The sequence below is a fragment of the Acaryochloris sp. IP29b_bin.148 genome (genome assembly GCF_028285565.1).
Lineage (GTDB): Bacteria > Cyanobacteriota > Cyanobacteriia > Thermosynechococcales > Thermosynechococcaceae > Acaryochloris.
Genome location: NZ_JANQOY010000090.1, coordinates 87,260 through 107,692 on the forward strand (window position 1 = coordinate 87,260; position 20,433 = coordinate 107,692).

A 20,433-nucleotide genomic window follows, 5' to 3' on the forward strand; every position below is an offset into this window, starting at 1 on the left:
TGACTAAGACCCAGATCCACAAAAGGCTGGGCTTTATCATTTAGCCCTCCGCAAATAGGTAGCCCCTACCTATATTAGGTAGCTCCTATTCAATTCCACTACTGAGCGTTTGCCAAGGTCGCGATCTCCGACAAAACAGGGCTGTAAAACCGTTGTAAATGAAGCAGATCCTGATAAAAATTGGTTCGTAACCAAGTAGAGTAGCGAGCGGCTGGCGAAGGTTGCAACTGTCCCCCTTGAAATTGTTTATTGATAAGATGTGCGGCCATCATACCTGAGGCAACCGCTTTGAGTACCCCTTGGGATGAGATGGGATCGAGGACCGCAGCAGCATCTCCGACCAAGAAGTAGCCGGGGCCAGCGGCTGGATTGACCAGCCGCCAAGTTACTTCGACCGTATGGGGTGGGTCGCCGGGCCAAAGATGGGCTAAGTTGGGAGGATGCCAAGAGGCATTGGAGTGTTCAGCCCATTTCAAACGAGTCCATTGATAGCGTAAGGGTTGAACCTTCGCCACACAGACCCATCCTCCGGGGGCCGAGGCAATTAAGGGGGAATACTCTTGCTCTGAACAATGTCCCATCACATAGCCGTACTCGACGTGTAACGGGGGAGAGTAGGGTGTGGTGATCAGTTTCAGTTTCCGCGCGAGCCATTGGCATCTCCCCGTCGCATCCACCACATAGGTTGCCTCTATCCCACCCCAGGTGGTGATCAGACCCTGGATTTGTCCCTGGCTGACGAGCGGTTCGATGGCTCGACAAGGTTGAAGAATGTTGACTCCCAGCGCTTTAGCCTGTTCTAAAAGCAGGGTGTCGAAGTGTGATCGCTTGACTTGAAACCCCAATTTAGGCCCATGACTATCCTCACCAAAGTGGTGAAATTGGCGTTCTCCTTGCAAGGCTATCCAGCGTCCGGGACAACGCGGAAAGCCTGCGGCTAAGACTGAGTCTCTTACCCCGAGTGTTTGCAACAGTGGTTCAATCTCAGGATGTAAGGTCTCACTGGTAAGGGATTGGGACAATTCAGCCCCTTCTATCAGTGTGACGTGTAACCCATGCTGAGCGCAGCGAATGGCAGTTGCTGTTCCTCCCGGTCCTCCACCAATGACAACAACATCGGTTTTAGGGAGAGGTGGCATAGGACCAGCCCCCTTTCTTGCCATTGACTGGCGCGTTGCCCGCTAAATAGAGAAAACTGCGATCGCACAGTTGCTGCGTTTCCCCAATACATGCCATACACATTTCCCCCCGTTGGCATAAAAGAGTTTGCTATTTATGGTAATCCTATCAGTCTCACCGAGTTGTTTTTGTGATTCTTTTTGATAGAGTCTAAGCCTCCATCAAAAGAAAATTGTGAGGTGTAGCTAGCCGATATCCACAAACGAATGCTCAGATAGGAGTGGGATAGAGGTTTGTCAGACCTTTGCTTGACGCATAAGAGGTGGATCCGTCAGCGATGTGATGACCTAAATCTGGATTCCACCCTGCCGCAGCACCTGCCAACCGCGTGCAGTCCACTTAATGACAGTAGAGGGCAGCGGAGCAGACATTTTAGACTCGGGCCATTGGCTAGCTAGAGGTGTCAATATTTGGGGAAAGTGGTGATTAATCTCTGCAATGGTTCTTAAGGCAGGTTGACCGGAGCGATTGATACTTGTCGTCGCTAGGGGACCGGTCTGTTGCAAAATCATCTGAGCGATAGCGGAGTCAGGGACTCGAATGCCAATACTGTCGGGATTAAGCGGGTTCATTTGCGGGGGGACGCGATCGCAGGCCGGTAACACCAAGGTCAACGCCCCCGGCCAATAGTCAGCCGCCATCTGTTGCCACTGCTTCAGCTCCGCCTCACCCCCATGTACATAAGGCCAAAGCGCTTCTGGAGAAGCTCCCATCAGAATCAGCGGTTTATCGGCCTGACGCTGCTTTGCTGCAAAGATTTGCGTAGCCTGGTCAGGGCGAGCAGCCAAAGCCGGAACGGTATCGGTGGGGAAACTAATCAGGCGGCCAGACCGAGCAGCAGCAACGAAGGCGGCAATAGGAAGTTGAGTCATGCCAAACGCGAATTAGAATAAGATTTGGGGGAAGTTTAGGTCGTTTATTTCTGTATCGTTAGACCGCTAGAATATCTTCTCACCCCCCACCTCAGCAATAAATGAATTCTAGTTCTGATGTTTTAGTGATTGGCGGTGGCGCGATGGGTTTAGCCACCGCTATCGAACTCGCCTGCCAAGGGGCTCAAGTCACGGTTCTCAGTCGCAATTTCCAAGAAGCAGCTCTCCATGCCGCCGCCGGAATGCTAGCGCCTCAAGCGGAGGGGTTAGAACCAGGTCCAATGCTGGATCTATGTTTGCGCAGTCGTGACCTCTATGCGGACTGGACCAACCAACTGACAGAACTGACGGAACTAGAGACCGGATATTGGCCCTGTGGCATTGTGGCGCCTACGTATGCGGATTCGCCTGCTCGATTGGCGCAGGACGCTGAATGGTGCGATCGCACCACCATCCACCAATATCAACCCGACCTCGGCCCAGAAGTGGTAGGAGGCTGGTGGTTCCCTGACGATGCTCAAGTCAATAACCAGCAACTCGCTCAGGTCTTACTCCAAGCGGCAGAGCATCTCGGGGTCACCTTAAGGGAAGGGGTCACCGTTACAGCCTTAGATACCAAAGAACATCGCATTCAGCATCTGCAAACGACAGCCGGACCTTGGCAGGCGAAGACCTATATCTTGGCAACAGGGGCATGGTCCCAAGAACTATTGCCCATTCCGGTCATCCCTCGCAAAGGTCAGTTATGTGCAGTGCAGGCCCAGACCAAGCCCTTGCACAAAGTGCTGTTTGGACCGGGGGTCTATATTGTCCCGCGCCAAAATGGTCGCATCGTTGTCGGGGCCACGAGTGAAGATGTTGGTTTTGCGGCCTACAATACGCCTGCTGGAATGCAGTCACTCTTGGCTGCCGCCATTCGTCTCTACCCCCCTCTTGCTGATCACCCGTTAGAAGATTGTTGGTGGGGATTTCGGCCCGCTACACCAGATGAATGGCCAATTTTAGGGCACAGCCCCTACGAAAATTTGATTTTAGCCACCGGACATTACCGGAACGGTATTCTACTGGCACCCATAACGGCTCGCCTGATTTCCACCCTGGTGGTGACGGGACAGGCAGACCCTGTTTTGCAAGACTTTAGCTGGCAGCGATTTGCGCCATCCTCCCCCTCTCCTGCCCGGCTGGCCTTAGCGCCTTCCTAAAACCACCACAGACCTAACGTAACGGCTACACCTGTCAGCGTCAGGTTATCAATATCCCGAAAGGGTAAGGCTTCGACAACGGTCGCAATCAAGGCGATCGCGGCGACAACGCTAACCATGCTTGCCCAGGCTAAAGGGGGCTGAAAATAGTGCAAGCGATTAAACAAGGTCAAGAAACTGAGGGCAAATAGAAAGCTGCCCCCAAACATAGCGGCAGACCCCGCCCAGCTTTTCTCGGGGCTAAAGGGCAATTTGTGAAGCCCCAATCGTCGGCCGACGATATCAGCTAAGCCATCGCCGCCACACATCATCATCAAGGCCAGCATCCCTACGGGTGAGGTTCGCCAAAATCCAAGGGTACAAACGACAAATACCAACCCATAAAAGAGTGGCCCTTTGAGAATCTCTTTGGGGTCACCCGTACGGGTCATAGCTTGAACGGCGTCGGGGTCTTTAATCCAGCCCACGCCAATGCCGATAAATTGGAGAGTAATGGCTAAGGGCACCAGGGCAGCAAAGTAGCGGGCAGTGGGTTGGGGACTGAAAAAGGGCCAACAGAGGACAAACAGGGGGCCTGTGCCCATATGAATAATTTTGCGGCTCAATTTTTGCTCTAGCCAGCCATAGGCTGCCAATGCATCCATGATTCGCAGCCAGCTTAGGGCGAGCAGCAAGGTGATCACCATAACGACACTATCTTGCAGCATGGGATGGGTCATTAGTGGTTCCCAAAGCATTCCAGTGAGATCTGTAGACTTCTGTATTCGTAGCTTACTCCGATTAAGTGATCAGCCCCATGGCCTACACAGTACCGGTCTCTCAGTTTTCTCAGGTAACTCTTTAGTCTTGCTCAGCTAGGTCGATGACTACGCACAGTTTTCCCTAACTTGGGCCTCAGTTAGCCCCCGTACATTAAAGACATTGAAGTTGGAGCAAGACATTATGAACGTTACTCAAATCACCCGCAACACCATCGCCGCCGCCGCCCTCATCACCCTCGGCCTCAGCACAAACGCGGTTGCAGAAACCCAAACCGTGACCCGAGGCCCTAATGGTGCCGCCTCCATCGTTAAGAAAGTCCCTGTGGATGCCACGCTACAACCTAAAACAGAACCCAATCCAGCACTTTCTGTCGTTAATCGTGGCCCCAATGGTGCTGCCCATATTGCCAATACTGAATCTGCTGCACGCAGTGCCACCACTCCCACTGGCCGAATTATCACTCGTGGCCCCAACGGTGCAGCATTTATCGCTAATTAAGCCGTTGATTCAGACAAGTCTCTCATTGAGTAGGAGCAGGGGTAGATCGAGTCAGGTCTACCCTTTACTATGTGAGGCTATTTATCCAGTCAACAGAAACAAGAAAAGGCTCTCATTATTTAATACTTTCGTTCAAATTTTTATGCTTATGTTTAGCAGTTCGTTTTAATAAGGTTCCCACTCCTAGTACTATCACAGAGCCTAAAATCGTCGAAGGCTCAGGAACTGACAGATAAGCTTGGGAATTACCTTCTGTAGGATTAATGCCAAAAGCGGAATCAACGATACTTGTATTGCCAATGGTTTCCCACCCCGAGAAATCACCGGCTTCGAAACTACCATTAGTCCCCACATTGACGTTGTCTACCAATAAACCAGAATTGACAACTCTGTCTCCCACATCAACAACCCCCAGCCCTAATGTGTAAGTTCCAGTGGTCGGAATGTCATAAGAGAACGTGTTGTACCCCGTCTCATCATTAAAGCGAGCGTTATTCCCGAGTAGTGGAAAGCGCGAGTTCGTATCGGCTAAAGTTGATGTCCCTCCTAGGGGCCGCACGGAGACAAAAGCGAAGTCATTATAAAGCGTATTGGGAGTGGCCTCATTGGTTAAAAAATTCCAATCTAAGGTGACAGTTTGCCCTGCTGATGCCGAAAAAGTTTGCTTAATTGCTGAGCCCTCAGTCGCATCGCCATTACCAAGATTATCTATAGTGCCAGAGGGTTGACCCACAAAATTTTCTAGTGCAGCATCAGAAACAGGTTGTGCAGTGGCTAAAGGTTGAAACCCCATTAAAACTGTACCTAAAAGCAACCCGCAGGTTGGAGCCATCGTCGAATATAGTGCTATTTTTAGATCCATCAAACCCTTCCCTGATTGCTTTGGCGCGAAAATATAGATTCTACTTTCAAAGAGACATAAATATCATTTTGTTAGATAGATAGAGCGTCTCTCTTTACTCTTGTCACTTTATCGAAAAAGAATTTGTAAGCTTGAGATTGTGTTAGTCAATACTCTGGCACTTAAATTTACTCTAAGTATAAGTTCGCTTCTTCAAATTTCACCTACCTAAAGGAAGAAAGAAAATTATGCCTTTTTGAGGCTACTATATTAAGCCTGTTGAATACTAAAAGATTTTTTAAACTATTCTGAGAGATACTTATAAATTAACATTGCAGATATGCGCAATTATTCTAGTTATTTTTATTGCTGTTAAATTTTAAATTAACTACCTCACCGAAAGTCAATAGGGCATAAAAATACTACATCTTTCATACTATAAGGTTGGAGTTTGAGATAATTTCTTCACTACAAGCAGTGGAGGATTAAATTTTTCTAGATTTAAAATGCAAAAGATTGAGTGATACCAATTTCATGTGAGTATGAACGACGTGATTTACTAAATTGACGTATTTACAGTGCTTTCACAGATTAATACAGGTCATCTTGCTGGGTAATGGGTATGAGTTAAAGGCGGCAAGATTTCTTTATGGCAATTGATACACCTCTTTCGATGAGATCGTAGCTGCTATTGTATTCATTTAATTCACAAATTTTTATCAAATAAATGCATCAAGATAAGAGCAGGCTCATCAACTATCCATTGCATTGATATAAAATCAAGCGGCAATATGCCGAGAAAAGTACTGTGCATTGCAGGCCATAGGCGATATAGACATGGATATTGAAATGACGAAAGTTGCATTAGTCTTATCGACCGATTGAAATGCATATTCGAGCGGCGACTCAAGCCGACATTCACCTGATTTATCAGTTCATTCAGCAAAAAGCCGAGTTTGATCGCAGCGTTGGTGCCTATCAAGGCATCCTACAAACGTCAGACGCCAAAATTCGAACGACGATCTTTGGCCCGACTCCTTTTGCCTATGTGCTGTTCTGCGAACAGCAAAATCAGCCGACTGGCTTTGCCCTCTATGGTTTTCGATACTCCTCTTTTGCAGGTCAACCCAGTATTTGGCTGGACGATCTGTACGTCGCAGAAGAATACCGTAGCCAGGGTGCAGGTGCAGCATTGATGCAGTACTTAGCACAAATTGCTGCTAGCCATCACTGCACGCATCTGGCGTGGACAGCAGATGCTCGCAATCAACGCGGACTCCAGTTTTATCACCGACTAGGTGCTGAAATTATTAAACGGGAAGGGCAACGCTGTTACTGGAAATGGCAACCCAACCTCTTTAACAGATGAGCGAGTAAGTTAAATTCAGCCAAGTTGTAATGGGGATGCTCCCTGCGCTGGACGGCTTTGCCATTGCAGGATAACTGTGCTTTGCAACAACTGTAGTTCTCAGGCTGCCCTTAGATTGGTCCTTTAAGCTAGAGCCAACCCAGAAGGCATTCAAACTATCGAAGAAAGAAGCAACCTATGAAACGTCGTCAAGCATTAAAGCGACTGCTGCAAGCGTCCGGTGGCATGGTTGCAACACTCTTGCCAGGATGTGTAAACCATCAGCAAATTCATCTTTTATTTGCAGTAGAACCGCAGAAATTTGACCACTCCCTACCGGATCATCGGGTGACTCCGGTGGGTGAGTTTTATGTGCAGTCCTACGCGTCACCCCCAGACGTCGATCTCGACACTTGGCAATTGCATTTGACCGGGCTGGTGGATCAACCGTTGACCCTAAAATTTGCCGATATTTTAGCAGCGCCCCAAGTAGAGTTTTATTTAACGATGGAGTGCATTGGCAATCACACTGGGGGAAAGCAGATTGGCAATGCGCTGTGGACGGGAACGCCATTACTGCCCTTTCTTAAGCAAGTGAGGGTAAAGGATCAGGCTGTTGAATTTATGCTCCATGCGGCTGACTCCTATGAGACGACTGTGCCCATCGCCGATTTAATGAGACCAGATGTGCAGCTTGTGCATCGGATGAATGGAGAACCGCTAACACAATCTCATGGTTTTCCCCTGCGGGTCATCATTCCAGGTCGGTATGGCCAGAAGCAACCGAAATGGTTAACGGAAATCGAGGCGATTGCCACCCCCAAAAAAGGCTATTGGGAACGTCAGGGCTGGTCGAATACGGCAAAAATTGCGACCCATGCCATCACTCAGCAGGTTCAAGGGGAGAAAGTTTGGGATAAAAATTACCATGTCGATCTGCCCCGCACAGGGGAGGAAGGGTGGCAAAGAGGGGTGACTCTTGCGGGGGTGGCGATTGACCAGGCTCAGCCCATGGAGTGGGTCAGAATTAGTACGGATAATGGGCAGACCTGGACGGAAGCTGAAATCAACCAGCCCCGCTCTCCCCATGAATGGACCCTCTGGCGATACCTCTGGCAGCCCACTCGACCAGGAACCTATCAGCTGCTGGCCCAGGCGAAGTCGCGAACTGAAACGCAAAAAATCATAGATAAAAATGGCAAAGATGGCAGTGCTGGCATCTTAAAAATTTCAATTCATCTAGAATCCTAAAACGATCTTACAGAACCGGTTTGAGACTCATTTTATTGACCAAAACTTGCAATTTCTGAATTGCTTGATTGCATTTTTTGCATAATGTTGTTATTGGAATCATCAAACCGTAAGAACGGTTACAGAATTCCTCTACTAAGAATTGCTAACTTAAGTAAACATAACGAACAAACCTGTTGATAACAGCAAGTTTGAGCTTGTACCCAATGCATTTCAAAAGCCCAAGCTTTAGCAGTGGTGATGGCTAGCCCTAGTAGGCTTTCTACTTGTTTCGCTCACTTCTCGACATCCTATATGAACAGCAGATCACCTTTACTCTATGCAACCTTGATCGGTTTTTTTGCCGGAATTGGTCACGGTTTTGTATCGCATAATACTGATTTGCCCCTCTCGTTAACAGATCAGTTCGTCCAGCCTTTTCAAATTAGTCAAGCCCCAGAAGAGTAAAACTTTTATAAAGGGTATCGCTTTATACGGAATAAGCTGAGAAGATAAAGATTGAAACATTCAATCTTGGGCTTTATAGAAATGTATTCTCATACCCAATCTTCCTCGTCTGATCGAATTCTCGGCGCTTCAATTGCCGGTTTCTCGATTCTGGCAGTTGGTTTTTCTGCCTTTGTTGTGGGTTATACTCTAACGCGCTCTTCTCTTCAGGAAAGTGCTGTAAACGCTAACGCAGTTGTTCATGAAGGCGTTATCCCCCACGAAGGTACGCTCTGGCAGGATGTCGGTCAGTAGAGCTGACGTCTTAAATTAGTTCGATTCACTGTCATGCTGGACTAAAAACTTGCCAGCATGATCGCTGCACTTCTTTAAATATGTAGCCCTCAAATTGTGGAGGCTACGCATTTTGGTGTGCATCTACTGAAGGGCGCTTAAAAAACTACCTGAGCCCCAATCATTAACACAGCTGCCCAAGAAACTAAGTAGGTGGGAGTTCGTAAGTAAGGAACCCCTAAAATATATACGCTGGCATGCATCACTCGTGCCCAGAAGAAAGTGGCAGCCCAAGCTGTAATCACACCAGGATTGGCTTCGGTTAAATGGGCTGCAATCACAACGGCTGCAAATGCAGGTAGGGTCTCTACCATATTCAGATGAGTGCGTTGGGCTCGCTGGGCCCAGACTGGAATGTCGGGGGATTCCGCGGGGAATTTTCGAGTGGGATAGTTACTGGCAAAGGCCGGAATGCCCCAGACAAAAGCGCGATTGAGAATATAGGGAACCCACAGTAGTACACAGAGCATACCACTGGCAGCTAGATAGAAAAGGGCAGAGTTCATAATGTGCTCCTTAAGATGATTGAACGTTTGCAGATAGAGAAGGGACAGATTGCTTTACGCTGTACCTCGTAAAGGATAGTTATTGGGAATGACGTAGGCTAAGCCAGCCAAAAGGGAATCAAAATCGATGCGAGCGAAGGGATGGGTGCCAATATTTGCGAAGTACAACCGACCATCTGGCTGAATCAGAAAAACAGCAGGTTCGCTAAACAGCGCAGGTTCTTGTTCAAAATGGCCTTGGCTCAGATATAGGCCCCAACCCCGCATCTGTTCGGAAGTTAAGCCATAACCGAGGGATAGCTGTTGGAGGTTGGCTTGAGTTTTAAGTTGCTGGGTTTTGTCTATACCATCACCACTCAAGGCAATCACTTGAACGCCAAGCTGGGCAAAGGCTGACAGCTTTTGGTCGAGTTCCGTCAGGTATTGCTCACAGACGGGGCAATGGATCCCGCGATAGAAAACCACCATCGTATAGTGCTCAGGGGTTTGATCGGCCAACCGCCACAGCCCGTGATCCAAGGTCTGAACCACTAAGGGTGGGGCTGCATGGCCCATCAGTAATTTGGGTGAGGTGGATTGAGCGAAAGTCATCATCGGATTAGTCCTGGGTAGAGGGTGCGAATAGCAGTTACGATTCACACTTTCTATCCTGGAGTAGGTTAATCTATAGAGCAAGACTATTTTTATTATTGAAGTTATAGACACTGTCTATATATGGATCTCTACCAAGTTCGATATTTTCTGACCATTGCTGAAACGGGTACCTTTTCGCGGGCGGCAGAGCGACTTTATCTTTCTCAGCCGTCCCTCTCCGCAGGAATTAAAAAGCTAGAGCAGGAGCTAGGGGTGGCGTTGTTCGAGCGGGGTGGACGGCGGACGGTTCTAACCGCAGCGGGACAAGCCTTTAAGGAGCGGGCCACGGTGATTATGGCTCAGTATCAAGCGGCTCTCCACGAGCTTAAAGGCTTTAATGATCGACCGACGCTGAAGGTAGGGGTGCTAAGCACCTTGCGAGTGAGTGAGCTAGCCGAGTTGGTCCATAGTTTTCAGCAACAGTACCCCCACGTGACCCTGGAACTGTATGACCATCCTGCCGATGCGCTACAAGACAAACTGACCCAGGGTGAAATTGATGTGGCGATTACGGTGTTGAGACCACAGGATGATGCCCAAACCTCAACCCTTTTGTTTACCCAGCCCTTGCTGCTTGCCGTTCCTGCCCATCACCCCTTGGCACAGCGAACTTCAGTGCGGTTGGCTGAACTCGATGGTCAACCCTATATCGATCGGGTGAATTGTGAGTTTTTTAAGCAAGAGTGTCAACTGCTAGAGGCGCAAAAAATCTGTCCCCAAGTCGTGTATCGAGCCAGTCACGAGGAGTGGGTGATTTCCTTGGTTAAAGCTGGACTGGGGTTGAGTGTGATGCCTTTTTGGCGAGGGCTGACGGACATCGTTTATCTGCCAGTGGTCGATATTGACTTTCAGCGGCGGGTTGGCGTTAAGTGGCGGCTTCAGTGTTCTGAGATGGTGGAGCAGTTTTGCCGATTTGCCACGAGCCATAATTGGGAGTCGATGGCAGGGTGAAACTAAGGTGCGATCGCAACTCGGATTTCACAGAATGCCAGATCATTCCGACTATGCACGATTTTTGTGACACCCGTTTGATAGATATCAGATGATGCTTGAAGAAACGCTTCGATTGCAACTTGTGCAAGCTTGCAAGAAATTATGTGACCTCAAAAAAGTCTAAGTCTTTTATCATTTTAAACTGTTCTGTCCAAGGACATTTGAGTCGTCGCAACTGATAAAAGTTTTCACAAAAATCTAATCCTTGTAATTGACTAATAAATTCAGAATCGAATTCTTGAGGGTTAACAAAGAAACCATTTACACCATTCTGGTCAACCGTTACAAAGCTGTATCCATACCGTGTAAAAAAGGTCTTCCATGCAGTAATGGAAACGCCATAATAAATTTGACTTTCATGAGCACTTAATCCTGGAAATTCAGGATTATACGAAATGGTAGAGCTGAGGTCAGGTCCAAAGGCAGAGTTAAATTCTACAACAAATAGTTTGGGCCTAAATCCAGCCTCCATCAGTGTTTCAGCTATATAGTAGTCATTCCCATCTATATCAACTGACAACACATCAGGGTCTGAAAATAGGGACTGATGTCGTAATTGCTCAATATTGTCTCGGTTGACAAATTGACAAATACATTCAACGCCTTGATTGAGATATGGATATATCGTTTGACATTCTTCTGAGGCTTTAGAATTGCCCTCAATCATCAAGCCGCTGAATCGTCTTGCAATCGCCAACCAAGACGTATTATTTTCGAGCCCACTTTCAGCACCAATTTCGATAAAGTATCGATTTGGGTTAATGATTTTCCGAGATAGATAATCAATAATCCCATCTTCCCCATTTTGACTGAAGGCTGAGAACTCCCATGAGCTAGGGTTTGATGAATCTAACTGCCGCAGTGGGCTATTTGCAGCGCCCCGAGCTAAACACATATTGATACGCTGCATTCTTCGCAATCTTCCCAAATAAGATTTAAGACGTTTAACGATCATGGCTATTCCCTATCCAGTCGATAATGATGTCTAGATTTGAAATGCTGTAATCTAGACAGGTATGCAAGTGCAATCTTTCGAAGACAGCATATATATTACGAACGATTAATCTCAGTTAGACCGTCTACAATAGTTCAGAATTTAAGGCTAAAGGACTAGCCAAAACGGTAATGTTTGCGCACCATACTGCGAATATTCCAGGTACAAGACATCCCCGCCGGAAAGGTGACGAGATCTCCTTGCCCCATTGTTACGGGTTCGCCACCATCAGGCGTTACCACCACATCGCCTTCCAGGAAGTAGCACGTTTCAGCCTCATCATAGGTCCAAGGAAACTCGGATACTTCTTTAGACCAAATGGGCCAAGTCAGCACCCCCAACGCTTGAAGTCGTTCATCACTCGGTTGATGTTCGACCTGAATTTGGAGTTGCTTTGTATTCATTGATATAGCCTGTTTCTCTCTCATTTAAGCAGCTTAACATCCTGATTTAGTGAGAGCCAAACGGTGGGTTGTGCGCTTAAATAAGGGGCAGCTGTTTTTGCAGAGAATACCCAGGAAAAATGTGGTTGAGGTGTTTGGCTTCAATGCCCATTCCTTGGGTCAGCAGGGGTGCGATCGCATCTCTAAAATCCGTCGTAATCGCCAGATCTCGCCCTTGATAGCGCTGCGATTCAGCTAACCCTGGCCATTCTCCATAGACCTTGCCCCCTTGGATCTGTCCTCCTAAGACCCACAGGACATTCCCATGACCATGATCCGTGCCACCATTGCCGTTTTCAGCTACCGTGCGACCGAACTCAGACATCACCACCACCATAGTGTTATCGAAGGTGGTGCCCAGGTCTGCTTTGAGCTGATTTAAACCTTGCCCCAAGGGTTTGAGCAATCGTGCTAGACGCCCCTGCGCTGCCCCTTGACTGACATGGGTATCTCAGCCACCCAACGAGACAAAGGCAATTTGGGTTTCGGCATTACCCGTCAACAGTTGGGCAAGGCGGCGACTATTGATTTTTAAACTAGAAGGACCCGGTGCCCCTCTGGATGCTTGCGTCATTTCGGTATTCAGTTCAGCCTTCAAAATCTCTCTCGCCTCCAACCCCTCTTGATAGGCGCGGCTGAGCGGGGTATCCCCTGCATACAGACGATCAAAGGCCGCTTGAATGGGGGGACGATCCACGGGCAACGGTCGGATTGCCTGCCGTCCAAAGGCTAAATTAGCCACGGATTTAGACCCCGACAAAATTAAAGGCGTCTGATTACCCAGGTTGAGGGCTTGGGTAGGGCGGCCTGCAGGTAGATGAGCCAACACCCGATTTAACCAACCATCTCCTGGTTTTTTATTCCCCGGCGTTCCCAATTCCATATAATCTTGGGCATCAAAATGGGACCGTGTTGGATCGGGTGAACCGCAGGCATGGACGAAGGCTAATTGCTTTGATTGCCACAACGGCATTAACTCTGCCAACGCCGGATGTAAACCAAACTGCCCATCTAAATCAATCGCCCCTTGCCCTGCCCCCGGTGGAGCAATCGCCAAGGTTGGACGCGCATCGTAATAGTCGGCCTCACGGTAGGGAACGACCACATTGAGACCATCTACAACCCCTCGCAACAGAATCACAACCAGTTTTTGCCGCCCAGAGGGACTTTGAGACTGAGCGGGTTGCTGACCGAACTGACTCAGCCCCATCGCGGTTAAACCAGAGGCAATGGCGTACTGTAAAAATTGTCGACGTTTCATAGAAATTTCTGTTGTCAGGAGTGGCAAACGATTCAGACTCGAATTAGCGATACATCATTTCGGGACTGCCCAACATCAGGGCGGCCCGCAGCCTTTGCGGACTACTGTTAATCACGGCTTGAGTTTGGGCGGAGAAACGGTCTCCTAAGGTCTGTTCTAGTTGATTGGACTGTACCGGGATGCGTTGCCGTCCATATCCTCGTGCAAACGCGGTCGCTAAACTGATGCGGCGAAGGGTGGCATCTGGATTGAGCCAAGCCGATTCAGTATTGGCATAGCCCTGAGGGGTTGAGCATGCATACAACGGCATACTGAACTGTCGTAAAGCTCCCATGACTAAACGCGGTTGAACGCTTGGACGCCCCGCTGCTCTGGCCATCGACAGCAGATATTCATAGGGAGTCTTAAATTTCTGTCCGCAGTATTGAGGATCTCTAAATTCGGGACTTTCAAATAGGGTGGCTAAGACGGCCTGAATATTTCCATCAGTCGCGAGAAATCGCTGTGCTAGGCGATCCACTAACGCCTGAGGGGGTGTATCTGCAACAAAGTACTGAGCCAGCTTGTAACTAATATGCTGGGCAGTGGCGGGATGGGTTGCCAAGATATTGAGGAGTTCTTCTCCTTCGGCGAGGCCCTGCCCTCGAATGGGCCGTCCCAGAAATGTTTTGCGGCTATTATCATGCCGTCTGGCATCAAAGTAAAACACCTGTTGGGCTCGTAATCTCTGTCGTCCTCGAGGGAAGCCCCACCCGGTTAAAATTTTTGCTGCTGACACCACATCAGCCTGAGAATATCCGCCCTTGACGCCCATCGTATGGAGTTCCAGCAACTCCCGAGCGTAGTTCTCATTTAACCCCTTAAAACGACCACGGGCACCTGCACTATTGGGGGCTGTATTCTGCCAATTATCAAGATAAAACAGCATCGCCGGATGCTTCGCTGTGGCACCTAATAAATCTCGAAAAGAGCCAAATACATAAGGGCGAATGGCCTCTTGTTCATAGGAACCGACCCATAATCCAGTCCGCCCCTTTTGGGCGGATACGTTGAAGTGGTTGAACCAAAAGTTAACCATCACTTCTTCCAGTTGATTCGGACTAGAGATTGCCCGAATCAACCGCACTTCAGACGCTTCGTGCAAGGGAATACGGGATCGGCGGCGGCGTTGTTTCAGTTCTTGGGGGTTGAGCTTGCCGCTGCCCGGTCGTCTCACGCCATATTGACGTTCTAACTGCATCGATGTCAGCGACAGGGTGGGATATTGCCGAAGTTGGCGCTGTAGCTCGGGTGGATATTGCTCGGGTGAAAGCTGCTCTTGAATATATCCGTCAATTCCTACAGCCTGAATATGCTGCAGATCACCTGGACTGGGGCCAAAACTCAGGCGATTGATCACGTGGGTCACTTCTGTAGGGACCGCCAGTGCGGGCTGGAGAGCCATCGTAGTCATGCCACTCCATATCCCTACTCCCAGTATCAGGCCAAGGAAAATCTTGAAAATATTGCGAGAGAATTGCAGCATGTCGTGATGAGTCTGTGGACCTAAACCTAATTCTTTAGACAGAAGAAGAGTGAATTAGGTTCAAAGACGCAACGACGAATCGGTTGTTGCCTGGGCAAACGGGTTAACAGGCCATATATTCTTGCAACATGACTTTTTGCGATCGCAAAATCTTAAAGGCTTCCCGCTCGACTCGGCGGACCCACTCTCGGCTGACGTTGAGCCGCTCTCCCACCTTGGCGAGGGTTAAGGGATTCTGATCAATCAGGCCATAGCGCAGCGTAATCACTTCTCGCTGCTGCGGGTTAAGATCGGCCAACAGCTTCTCTAAATCAGAACGCAGTGAGGCAGCTGTCGCATAGTCATCGGGCGACGCATTCGGATCCTCCAGCAACTCCCACAGCTCCGTATTCTGCTGATCTCCAATTTGGATATCTAAGGAAATAGAACGACGGGCGTAATTGAGATAGTCTTCAATCTTTTTAGGGGTGAGGTCCATCGCGGTCGCCAGTTCTTTGATCGTAGGGTCGCGATGAAGCTCCTGGGAGAGCTGGCGTTTCACTTTGCGCAATTTGCTGAGCTTTTCATTGATGTGAATCGGTAAGCGTATCGTTCGCTCTTGCTCTGCGATCGCACGGGTCATCGCTTGGCGGATCCACCAGTAGGCATAGGTGGAGAACCGATAGCCTTTCATCGGGTCAAACTTCTCGACACCCCGTTGAAGACCAATCGTGCCTTCTTGAATTAAATCGAGAAACTCGACTTTCGCTTTGTTGTACTTCTTGGCAATGGAGACAACCAAGCGCAGATTAGACTCTACCATCTTGCGATTTGCCCGTTGACCCAACTTCAGTTCTTTTTTAAGTTGACCGACGGACAGCCTAGCTTTTTCGGCCCACTCTGTTAGGGTCGGCTGTCGATCGAGATGGTCTTGCAATTCTTGCTGCAAGTCTTGCAACGCTGTTAACCGCTGAACCTGTTTGCCATAGATAATTTCTTGCTCATGATTCAACAGGGGAAAGCGGCTAATCTCTCGTAAGTATGTCGTAATTGAATCTTGGCTAACAGATGTTTTTTTCATGATGGCAATGTTTGGGTAAACACTAAATTTCTAAAAAGAGAGATAAAACTCCCCAGCCTAGCGCTGGGGAAGATGTATTTATGGCATAAGGACTGTTTTTCCCTGTTAGAAGCCGCTCAGGTTTAGAAGTGCAACAAAGCGGCAACTTGACCAACAATTCCTTGGCCAGTCAGAATTTCAGTAACAAGGGCTAGAAAAAACCCCATCATTGCCAGACGACCTCCAAAGGTCTCTGCAAAGTCAGTAAAACCCCAAACCGGATTTTGAGTGCTCATGGTGGTTGACTCCGTAAAAAAACTGGTGTTTATGTAAATAAATGTAACCAACAGTGTAACGTTTTGTCAAGAAACTGATAACGATTTAGTTCTGATCTGACGTCAAACAGGCTGTATGGGTAGGTTTGCCACTCCCTATCTCACAACTGCTCGACGGCCCCTCAGGCTTCACTAGGCAACTCAGGCCAGCACCTTAGAAGCGTTTTCTAAGCTTGAGTGCCTCTCCGAGTCATGCGTTGAGCAATTTTAAAGCCGCAAAGACTGACTGAAACCTGTGTGTCCACAGACTGAACTTAAACATTGCCATCCCGATTGGAGAGGAGCAGACGGCCAACTGCTAAACTCAAGTTCTAGAAGCCATCAGGATTTATGTAAAAAAACCTGATATATATGACCCTATGCGCTTGTCAATCGATTCTGCTCAAGAATTGGTGTTTTGAAAGTTGTCTGTTTCTGGATACTAAAGTAGTTTGAAAGACCAGCAGCAAATAATCCTAGTCGCTGATGATGAAGCCAGTATTCGCCGGATCCTAGAAACTCGGCTATCGATGATGGGATTCGTAGTCATTACGGCTGCGGATGGCGAAGAAACGCTGCGGGTTTTTCAGCGGCAGGAACCTGACTTGATTATTTTGGATGTGATGATGCCGAAATTAAACGGGTATCAAGTCTGTCAAGCCCTGCGCCAGGAATCAGACGTCCCGATCATTATGTTGACCGCACTATCAGATGTCGCGGATCGGATCACAGGCTTGGAAATGGGTGCAGATGACTATATGGTGAAGCCGTTTTCACCCAAAGAGTTAGAATCCCGCATCCGCTGCATTCTTCGCCGGCTGACAAAATTACACACGACTCACCACAAGACAGCAGGGGTGATTCAAGTGGGCAAGCTGGAAATTGATACGAACAAACGCCAAGTTTATAAAGATAACGCGCGGATTCAACTGACACATCTAGAATTTAATTTATTAGAGCTGCTGGTGAGCAAACCCGGTGAACCCATCTCTAGAGTAGAATTCTTGCAAAAGGTGTGGGGATACAGTCCTGACGGCAAAATTGATACGCGAGTAGTCGATGTTCACATGTCTCGCCTACGTAATAAGCTCAAAGATGATGCAGATGGAGCCGACATTATTTTGTCTGTCCGTGGGGTTGGCTATGCCCTGCAACGAGGAGATTAACTAGGGTACAGCACAGTCATGGACTGTGCTTTGATAGCCCATTACCAAAAAGTGCCCGCAGTCATGGACTGCGAGCACTTTTTAGCCAAACTGAACCTATACACCCGTTACAATCTGCACAAAGGTCAGATGGGTTGCCAGCTCAAATAATAAGATGCCGACAAAGCCAATCATGGCTAATCGACCACTGTATCGTTCTGCATTCTTATTAAAGCCAAAGACTGGCTCTGTTTTGACCGCTTGCTTAGGCTCAACAGCAAAGCGATTGATGCGTCCGCGATCGTCAGAAGTATATCCGCTAGAAGTCATGTGTGTTAGCTCCGTAATTGCTTATGTAAACAAATGTAACACATCTTGACTATATTGTAAAGAAATATATCTTATCTTCCAGCCTCACGTAGGGGGTCCCTTGATCGTTGAGCTTGGTATGATTTTCTACAACGCTAATAATGAAAAGTGACTGTTGATTGCAGAATCCTATGTGTGATGGCGAGCTGCCTAGTCTTCCTATCGGCCGTTGCAAGGACACCCTCTTCGCCTTTTCATTGGCGGACATGAGAGATGTGTCAGCTCACCACAAGCATTGAAAGAGGCAGCCTGAGATATGAAAAGCCATTTGCATCGCCATACTTTCATGATGTTAGGGGTGGGGCTGCTGGGCGGTCTAGGTGTCCTAGGGATGAAGACCTGGCTCTGGCCGTTAGTGTCAACCGCACAGACCTGTGACCCTTTGCCGCAGCAAGATGTAACGAAACGCTTGGAGCGCTTAGGCACGCCTTTTGCTACGGGCCAATACGCCAAATCTCAACCTTATGCCCGCAATGTTTGGGTGATGTACCCGTTTCAGAACCAAGTCTATCTAGGGCATGGCGACAGTAATGCAAATCAGGGGCCGATACCACTCTGGTTTTTTGACCCTCAATCTCAGCAATTTCAATTTAATTTTGTCGCGCCGGAAGAACAGATTCGAGACTTCCAACGAATCAATGCCACCCTCTATACCCCTGGGATCGATTCACGAGAGAGTTGGAAATTTGGCAATATCTATCGCTTCCAAAAACGGCGTTGGCAAAAGGTGCGCACGTTGCCTGGCGGCGTTCATGTTTGGTCGATTCAAGGCTTTAAACGTCAACTCTGGTCTGTCATCCGGCGTCGAGACAATCGTGGGTACTTGCTCAGGTCTGCCAATAATGGACGCACATGGCAGGATGTGCAAACGCTTCGACCAGACCCAGCCCTGATGGCTCAGTTCGAAGGATCACTGTATGTCTTTCCTGGCGGATCCCCTTGGCAGATCGATACCACCTTAAGGCCGATCCACCGAACCGATCTAGAGCGAACTCAGTTATTCCCCGATCACAGTCAAGCCACTCAGATCACGAAAGTTGTGCCCTACCAATCTCGATTGGCTTATCTGGGACATCTATCCCGCTATGTTTCTTATTCTGCTCAAGGCGCAAAAGTCCTCAATCGTGAAGATCCACATCTCCAGCCACCTGGATTATTTGTGGCACGGTCTTTGAAGCCCAATCAAACGCAAGTTCGCCGCATCTCGCTTAACCCTAACGAAGTGCCTTGGGACTTAGTAGCGACTCGACAGGGATTATATGTCTTAACCAGTGAACGCCAGCAGCGTACGGGGCAGCAACGCTTTGTCAATCGGGTCAGACAAGCTACCGATCAAGATCTGTGGTGCGAGGTTTTGACCTTTGAATCTGACACCTTTGCCCGTTCCTTTACTCAATTACAGGGGAAATGGTACTTCGGCTTAGGGACAGATTATGGTGCAGCCTATGGCAGTAAATCCTATACTCAAACGGCTCATCCTCAAGCAGGAACCATTTTACGGACTCAGGATTGAGTCCCAATCTTGGGGAAGGGGGACTATCCCATCTCTAGGGTTGTCACTCCATAAATTTCCTGTAAAGGCAGGGAGGGGATGGTCCCTTTATACATCCGACAATTACTAAATAGGGGAATAGCGTCGAACATCTGCATCAGCGGCTGGGCCTGAACGTTAATTTTGGGCACATCCATAAAGATCGGTTGACTAGAGGGGGGAAGTTGTAAGAGTGCTGACAAGAGCTGTTGAGCGACTTCGGCTGTGTTGGCAAACAGCGGGCCAATCCGGTATCCGATTTCAGCGGGTCGAATCAAGCCATACCCCTGTAATTCACCGGATTGAACATAGCCCCAGCCTTGCATGCTAGGGCTCGTCAACCAGTCACGTAGGAAATGCGATCGCATTCCCACAGAGTGACGCGTATCGTAGGCCAAGATTTGCTTAAAAGGCAAGGTATGAATAGGCACCAAAGCCTCGGATTTACTTGCACCAGGGCGAGAAAGGAGTTGATGGCGAACATGCAAACAGGACTTCAAAAAGCCATGTCGGAGATACGTCTCTTGCAGGGCAACGGCTCCTTCTAGACCAATACAGTGTGCAGGTAAGGCAGAAATGGCCTTATCCCATAGAAATCGGCCATAACCATGTCCCCGATGGCGATGATCGACAAGATAGCACCCTAAAAACCCAAATTCTGGGCCGTAGGATGCGGCAGAAATACAGCCAATGGGTTGCTGATCGAGCCAGCCCACGAGTAAACAATTTTGTTGCCAATACACCTCTAAATCATATCGACCAGGATTCCAGGACTCCTGCACAGCCCAAGCGCGGATATGAGCCAGATCCGCGTGTTGAGCAGGTCGGATTTGGAAGTCCATCCGGTCAATGCCTCTCGGAGTGTCAGGGGCGAGCTTCTCGATCATAGAAGTGATTCTGTGCGACATTCTGGACATCCATACATCTTTTACAATTTGATCACAGTA

General features: G+C 48.5%; 22 protein-coding genes and 1 pseudogene. 8 read left to right on the top strand and 15 right to left on the bottom strand.

The features are described from left to right. Window positions 1–98: 98 nt before the first annotated feature. Window positions 99–1,139 (bottom strand): tryptophan 7-halogenase, encoded by a 1,041-nt coding sequence (locus tag Q0986_RS08675; protein WP_299408066.1) that lies wholly within the window; start codon window positions 1,137–1,139, stop codon window positions 99–101. Window positions 1,140–1,466: 327 nt separating this feature from the next. After that, a complete protein-coding gene (locus tag Q0986_RS08680) occupies window positions 1,467–2,051 on the bottom strand; it encodes an L-threonylcarbamoyladenylate synthase (protein WP_299408070.1) in 585 nt (194 codons plus the stop codon). Between the two features lie 101 nt (window positions 2,052–2,152). Here Q0986_RS08680 and thiO point away from each other — a divergent pair, with 101 nt between their 5' ends. Continuing rightward, the gene (thiO, locus tag Q0986_RS08685; protein ID WP_299408073.1) at window positions 2,153–3,253 is read left to right on the top strand and encodes a glycine oxidase ThiO; all 1,101 of its coding nucleotides are present in this window, start codon (window positions 2,153–2,155) and stop codon (window positions 3,251–3,253) included. Here the strand turns inward: thiO and Q0986_RS08690 are convergent. Next, window positions 3,250–3,972: a phosphatidate cytidylyltransferase gene (locus Q0986_RS08690; RefSeq protein WP_299408076.1), complete on the bottom strand. Its 723-nt coding sequence runs from the start codon at window positions 3,970–3,972 to the stop codon at window positions 3,250–3,252. The two genes, thiO and Q0986_RS08690, sit on opposite strands and share 4 nt — an antisense overlap. A 223-nt stretch (window positions 3,973–4,195) precedes the next feature. Between Q0986_RS08690 and Q0986_RS08695 the strand changes: the two genes are divergently transcribed. After that, window positions 4,196–4,513 carry a hypothetical protein gene (locus Q0986_RS08695; RefSeq protein WP_299408079.1) on the top strand — a complete coding sequence of 106 codons (318 nt, stop codon included), beginning with the start codon at window positions 4,196–4,198 and terminating at the stop codon, window positions 4,511–4,513. Between the two features lie 115 nt (window positions 4,514–4,628). Here the strand turns inward: Q0986_RS08695 and Q0986_RS08700 are convergent, their stop codons facing one another. Continuing rightward, window positions 4,629–5,375: a PEP-CTERM sorting domain-containing protein gene (locus Q0986_RS08700; protein WP_299408196.1), complete on the bottom strand. Its 747-nt coding sequence runs from the start codon at window positions 5,373–5,375 to the stop codon at window positions 4,629–4,631. An 865-nt stretch (window positions 5,376–6,240) separates the two neighbouring features. Here Q0986_RS08700 and Q0986_RS08705 point away from each other — a divergent pair. The 3 genes from Q0986_RS08705 to Q0986_RS08715 all read left to right on the top strand — a co-directional run bounded on the left by Q0986_RS08705 (window position 6,241) and on the right by Q0986_RS08715 (window position 8,694). Then, complete coding sequence (locus Q0986_RS08705; RefSeq protein WP_299408083.1) at window positions 6,241–6,723, top strand: GNAT family N-acetyltransferase; 483 nt, start codon at window positions 6,241–6,243, stop codon at window positions 6,721–6,723. Window positions 6,724–6,900: 177 nt separating this feature from the next. After that, window positions 6,901–7,953 carry a molybdopterin-dependent oxidoreductase gene (locus tag Q0986_RS08710; RefSeq protein ID WP_299408087.1) on the top strand — a complete coding sequence of 351 codons (1,053 nt, stop codon included), beginning with the start codon at window positions 6,901–6,903 and terminating at the stop codon, window positions 7,951–7,953. 498 nt (window positions 7,954–8,451) lie between these two features. Continuing rightward, on the top strand, window positions 8,452–8,694 hold the full coding sequence (locus tag Q0986_RS08715) for a hypothetical protein (RefSeq protein ID WP_299408091.1): 243 nt from the start codon (window positions 8,452–8,454) through the stop codon (window positions 8,692–8,694). A gap of 137 nt (window positions 8,695–8,831) precedes the next feature. On the opposite strand, the gene Q0986_RS08720 is transcribed toward Q0986_RS08715, so the two are convergent. Both Q0986_RS08720 and Q0986_RS08725 read right to left on the bottom strand, forming a co-directional pair. After that, window positions 8,832–9,239, bottom strand: a complete 408-nt coding sequence (locus Q0986_RS08720) for an MAPEG family protein (protein ID WP_010471077.1) — start codon at window positions 9,237–9,239, stop codon at window positions 8,832–8,834. A 54-nt stretch (window positions 9,240–9,293) separates the two neighbouring features. After that, window positions 9,294–9,833, bottom strand: a complete 540-nt coding sequence (locus Q0986_RS08725; RefSeq protein WP_299408102.1) for a peroxiredoxin-like family protein — start codon at window positions 9,831–9,833, stop codon at window positions 9,294–9,296. A 120-nt stretch (window positions 9,834–9,953) separates the two neighbouring features. On the opposite strand from Q0986_RS08725, the gene Q0986_RS08730 reads away from it, so the two are divergent. After that, window positions 9,954–10,823, top strand: coding sequence for a LysR family transcriptional regulator (locus Q0986_RS08730; protein WP_299408106.1), 870 nt, complete (start codon window positions 9,954–9,956; stop codon window positions 10,821–10,823). A 142-nt stretch (window positions 10,824–10,965) separates the two neighbouring features. Here the strand turns inward: Q0986_RS08730 and Q0986_RS08735 are convergent, their stop codons facing one another. From Q0986_RS08735 to Q0986_RS08760, 7 genes and pseudogenes are all read right to left on the bottom strand, one after another. Continuing rightward, window positions 10,966–11,820 carry a hypothetical protein gene (locus Q0986_RS08735; RefSeq protein WP_299408109.1) on the bottom strand — a complete coding sequence of 285 codons (855 nt, stop codon included), beginning with the start codon at window positions 11,818–11,820 and terminating at the stop codon, window positions 10,966–10,968. A gap of 155 nt (window positions 11,821–11,975) precedes the next feature. Continuing rightward, entirely contained in the window at window positions 11,976–12,263 is a 288-nt protein-coding gene (locus tag Q0986_RS08740; RefSeq protein ID WP_299408112.1) for a cupin domain-containing protein, read from the bottom strand. 76 nt (window positions 12,264–12,339) lie between these two features. Then, window positions 12,340–12,741: pseudogene (locus tag Q0986_RS22925) on the bottom strand (DUF1501 domain-containing protein); the annotation flags it as partial. Window positions 12,742–12,753: 12 nt separating this feature from the next. After that, window positions 12,754–13,563: a hypothetical protein gene (locus Q0986_RS22930; protein ID WP_366918546.1), complete on the bottom strand. Its 810-nt coding sequence runs from the start codon at window positions 13,561–13,563 to the stop codon at window positions 12,754–12,756. Window positions 13,564–13,606: 43 nt separating this feature from the next. Continuing rightward, window positions 13,607–15,016 carry a DUF1800 domain-containing protein gene (locus Q0986_RS08750; RefSeq protein WP_299408116.1) on the bottom strand — a complete coding sequence of 470 codons (1,410 nt, stop codon included), beginning with the start codon at window positions 15,014–15,016 and terminating at the stop codon, window positions 13,607–13,609. 175 nt (window positions 15,017–15,191) lie between these two features. Next, window positions 15,192–16,148, bottom strand: coding sequence for an RNA polymerase sigma factor, RpoD/SigA family (locus Q0986_RS08755; RefSeq protein WP_299408119.1), 957 nt, complete (start codon window positions 16,146–16,148; stop codon window positions 15,192–15,194). A gap of 122 nt (window positions 16,149–16,270) precedes the next feature. Further along, the gene (locus Q0986_RS08760) at window positions 16,271–16,423 is read right to left on the bottom strand and encodes a high light inducible protein (protein WP_299408122.1); all 153 of its coding nucleotides are present in this window, start codon (window positions 16,421–16,423) and stop codon (window positions 16,271–16,273) included. 470 nt (window positions 16,424–16,893) lie between these two features. On the opposite strand from Q0986_RS08760, the gene rpaB reads away from it, so the two are divergent. Further along, complete coding sequence (rpaB, locus tag Q0986_RS08765; protein WP_299408125.1) at window positions 16,894–17,607, top strand: response regulator transcription factor RpaB; 714 nt, start codon at window positions 16,894–16,896, stop codon at window positions 17,605–17,607. A 96-nt stretch (window positions 17,608–17,703) separates the two neighbouring features. Here the strand turns inward: rpaB and Q0986_RS08770 are convergent, their stop codons facing one another. Further along, entirely contained in the window at window positions 17,704–17,916 is a 213-nt protein-coding gene (locus Q0986_RS08770) for a chlorophyll a/b-binding protein (protein WP_299408128.1), read from the bottom strand. Window positions 17,917–18,211: 295 nt separating this feature from the next. Between Q0986_RS08770 and Q0986_RS08775 the strand changes: the two genes are divergently transcribed. After that, window positions 18,212–19,468 carry a hypothetical protein gene (locus tag Q0986_RS08775; RefSeq protein WP_299408131.1) on the top strand — a complete coding sequence of 419 codons (1,257 nt, stop codon included), beginning with the start codon at window positions 18,212–18,214 and terminating at the stop codon, window positions 19,466–19,468. Window positions 19,469–19,491: 23 nt separating this feature from the next. Here Q0986_RS08775 and Q0986_RS08780 read toward each other — a convergent pair whose 3' ends face one another. Next, window positions 19,492–20,373, bottom strand: a complete 882-nt coding sequence (locus Q0986_RS08780) for a GNAT family N-acetyltransferase (RefSeq protein WP_299408134.1) — start codon at window positions 20,371–20,373, stop codon at window positions 19,492–19,494. Window positions 20,374–20,433 lie beyond the last annotated feature (60 nt).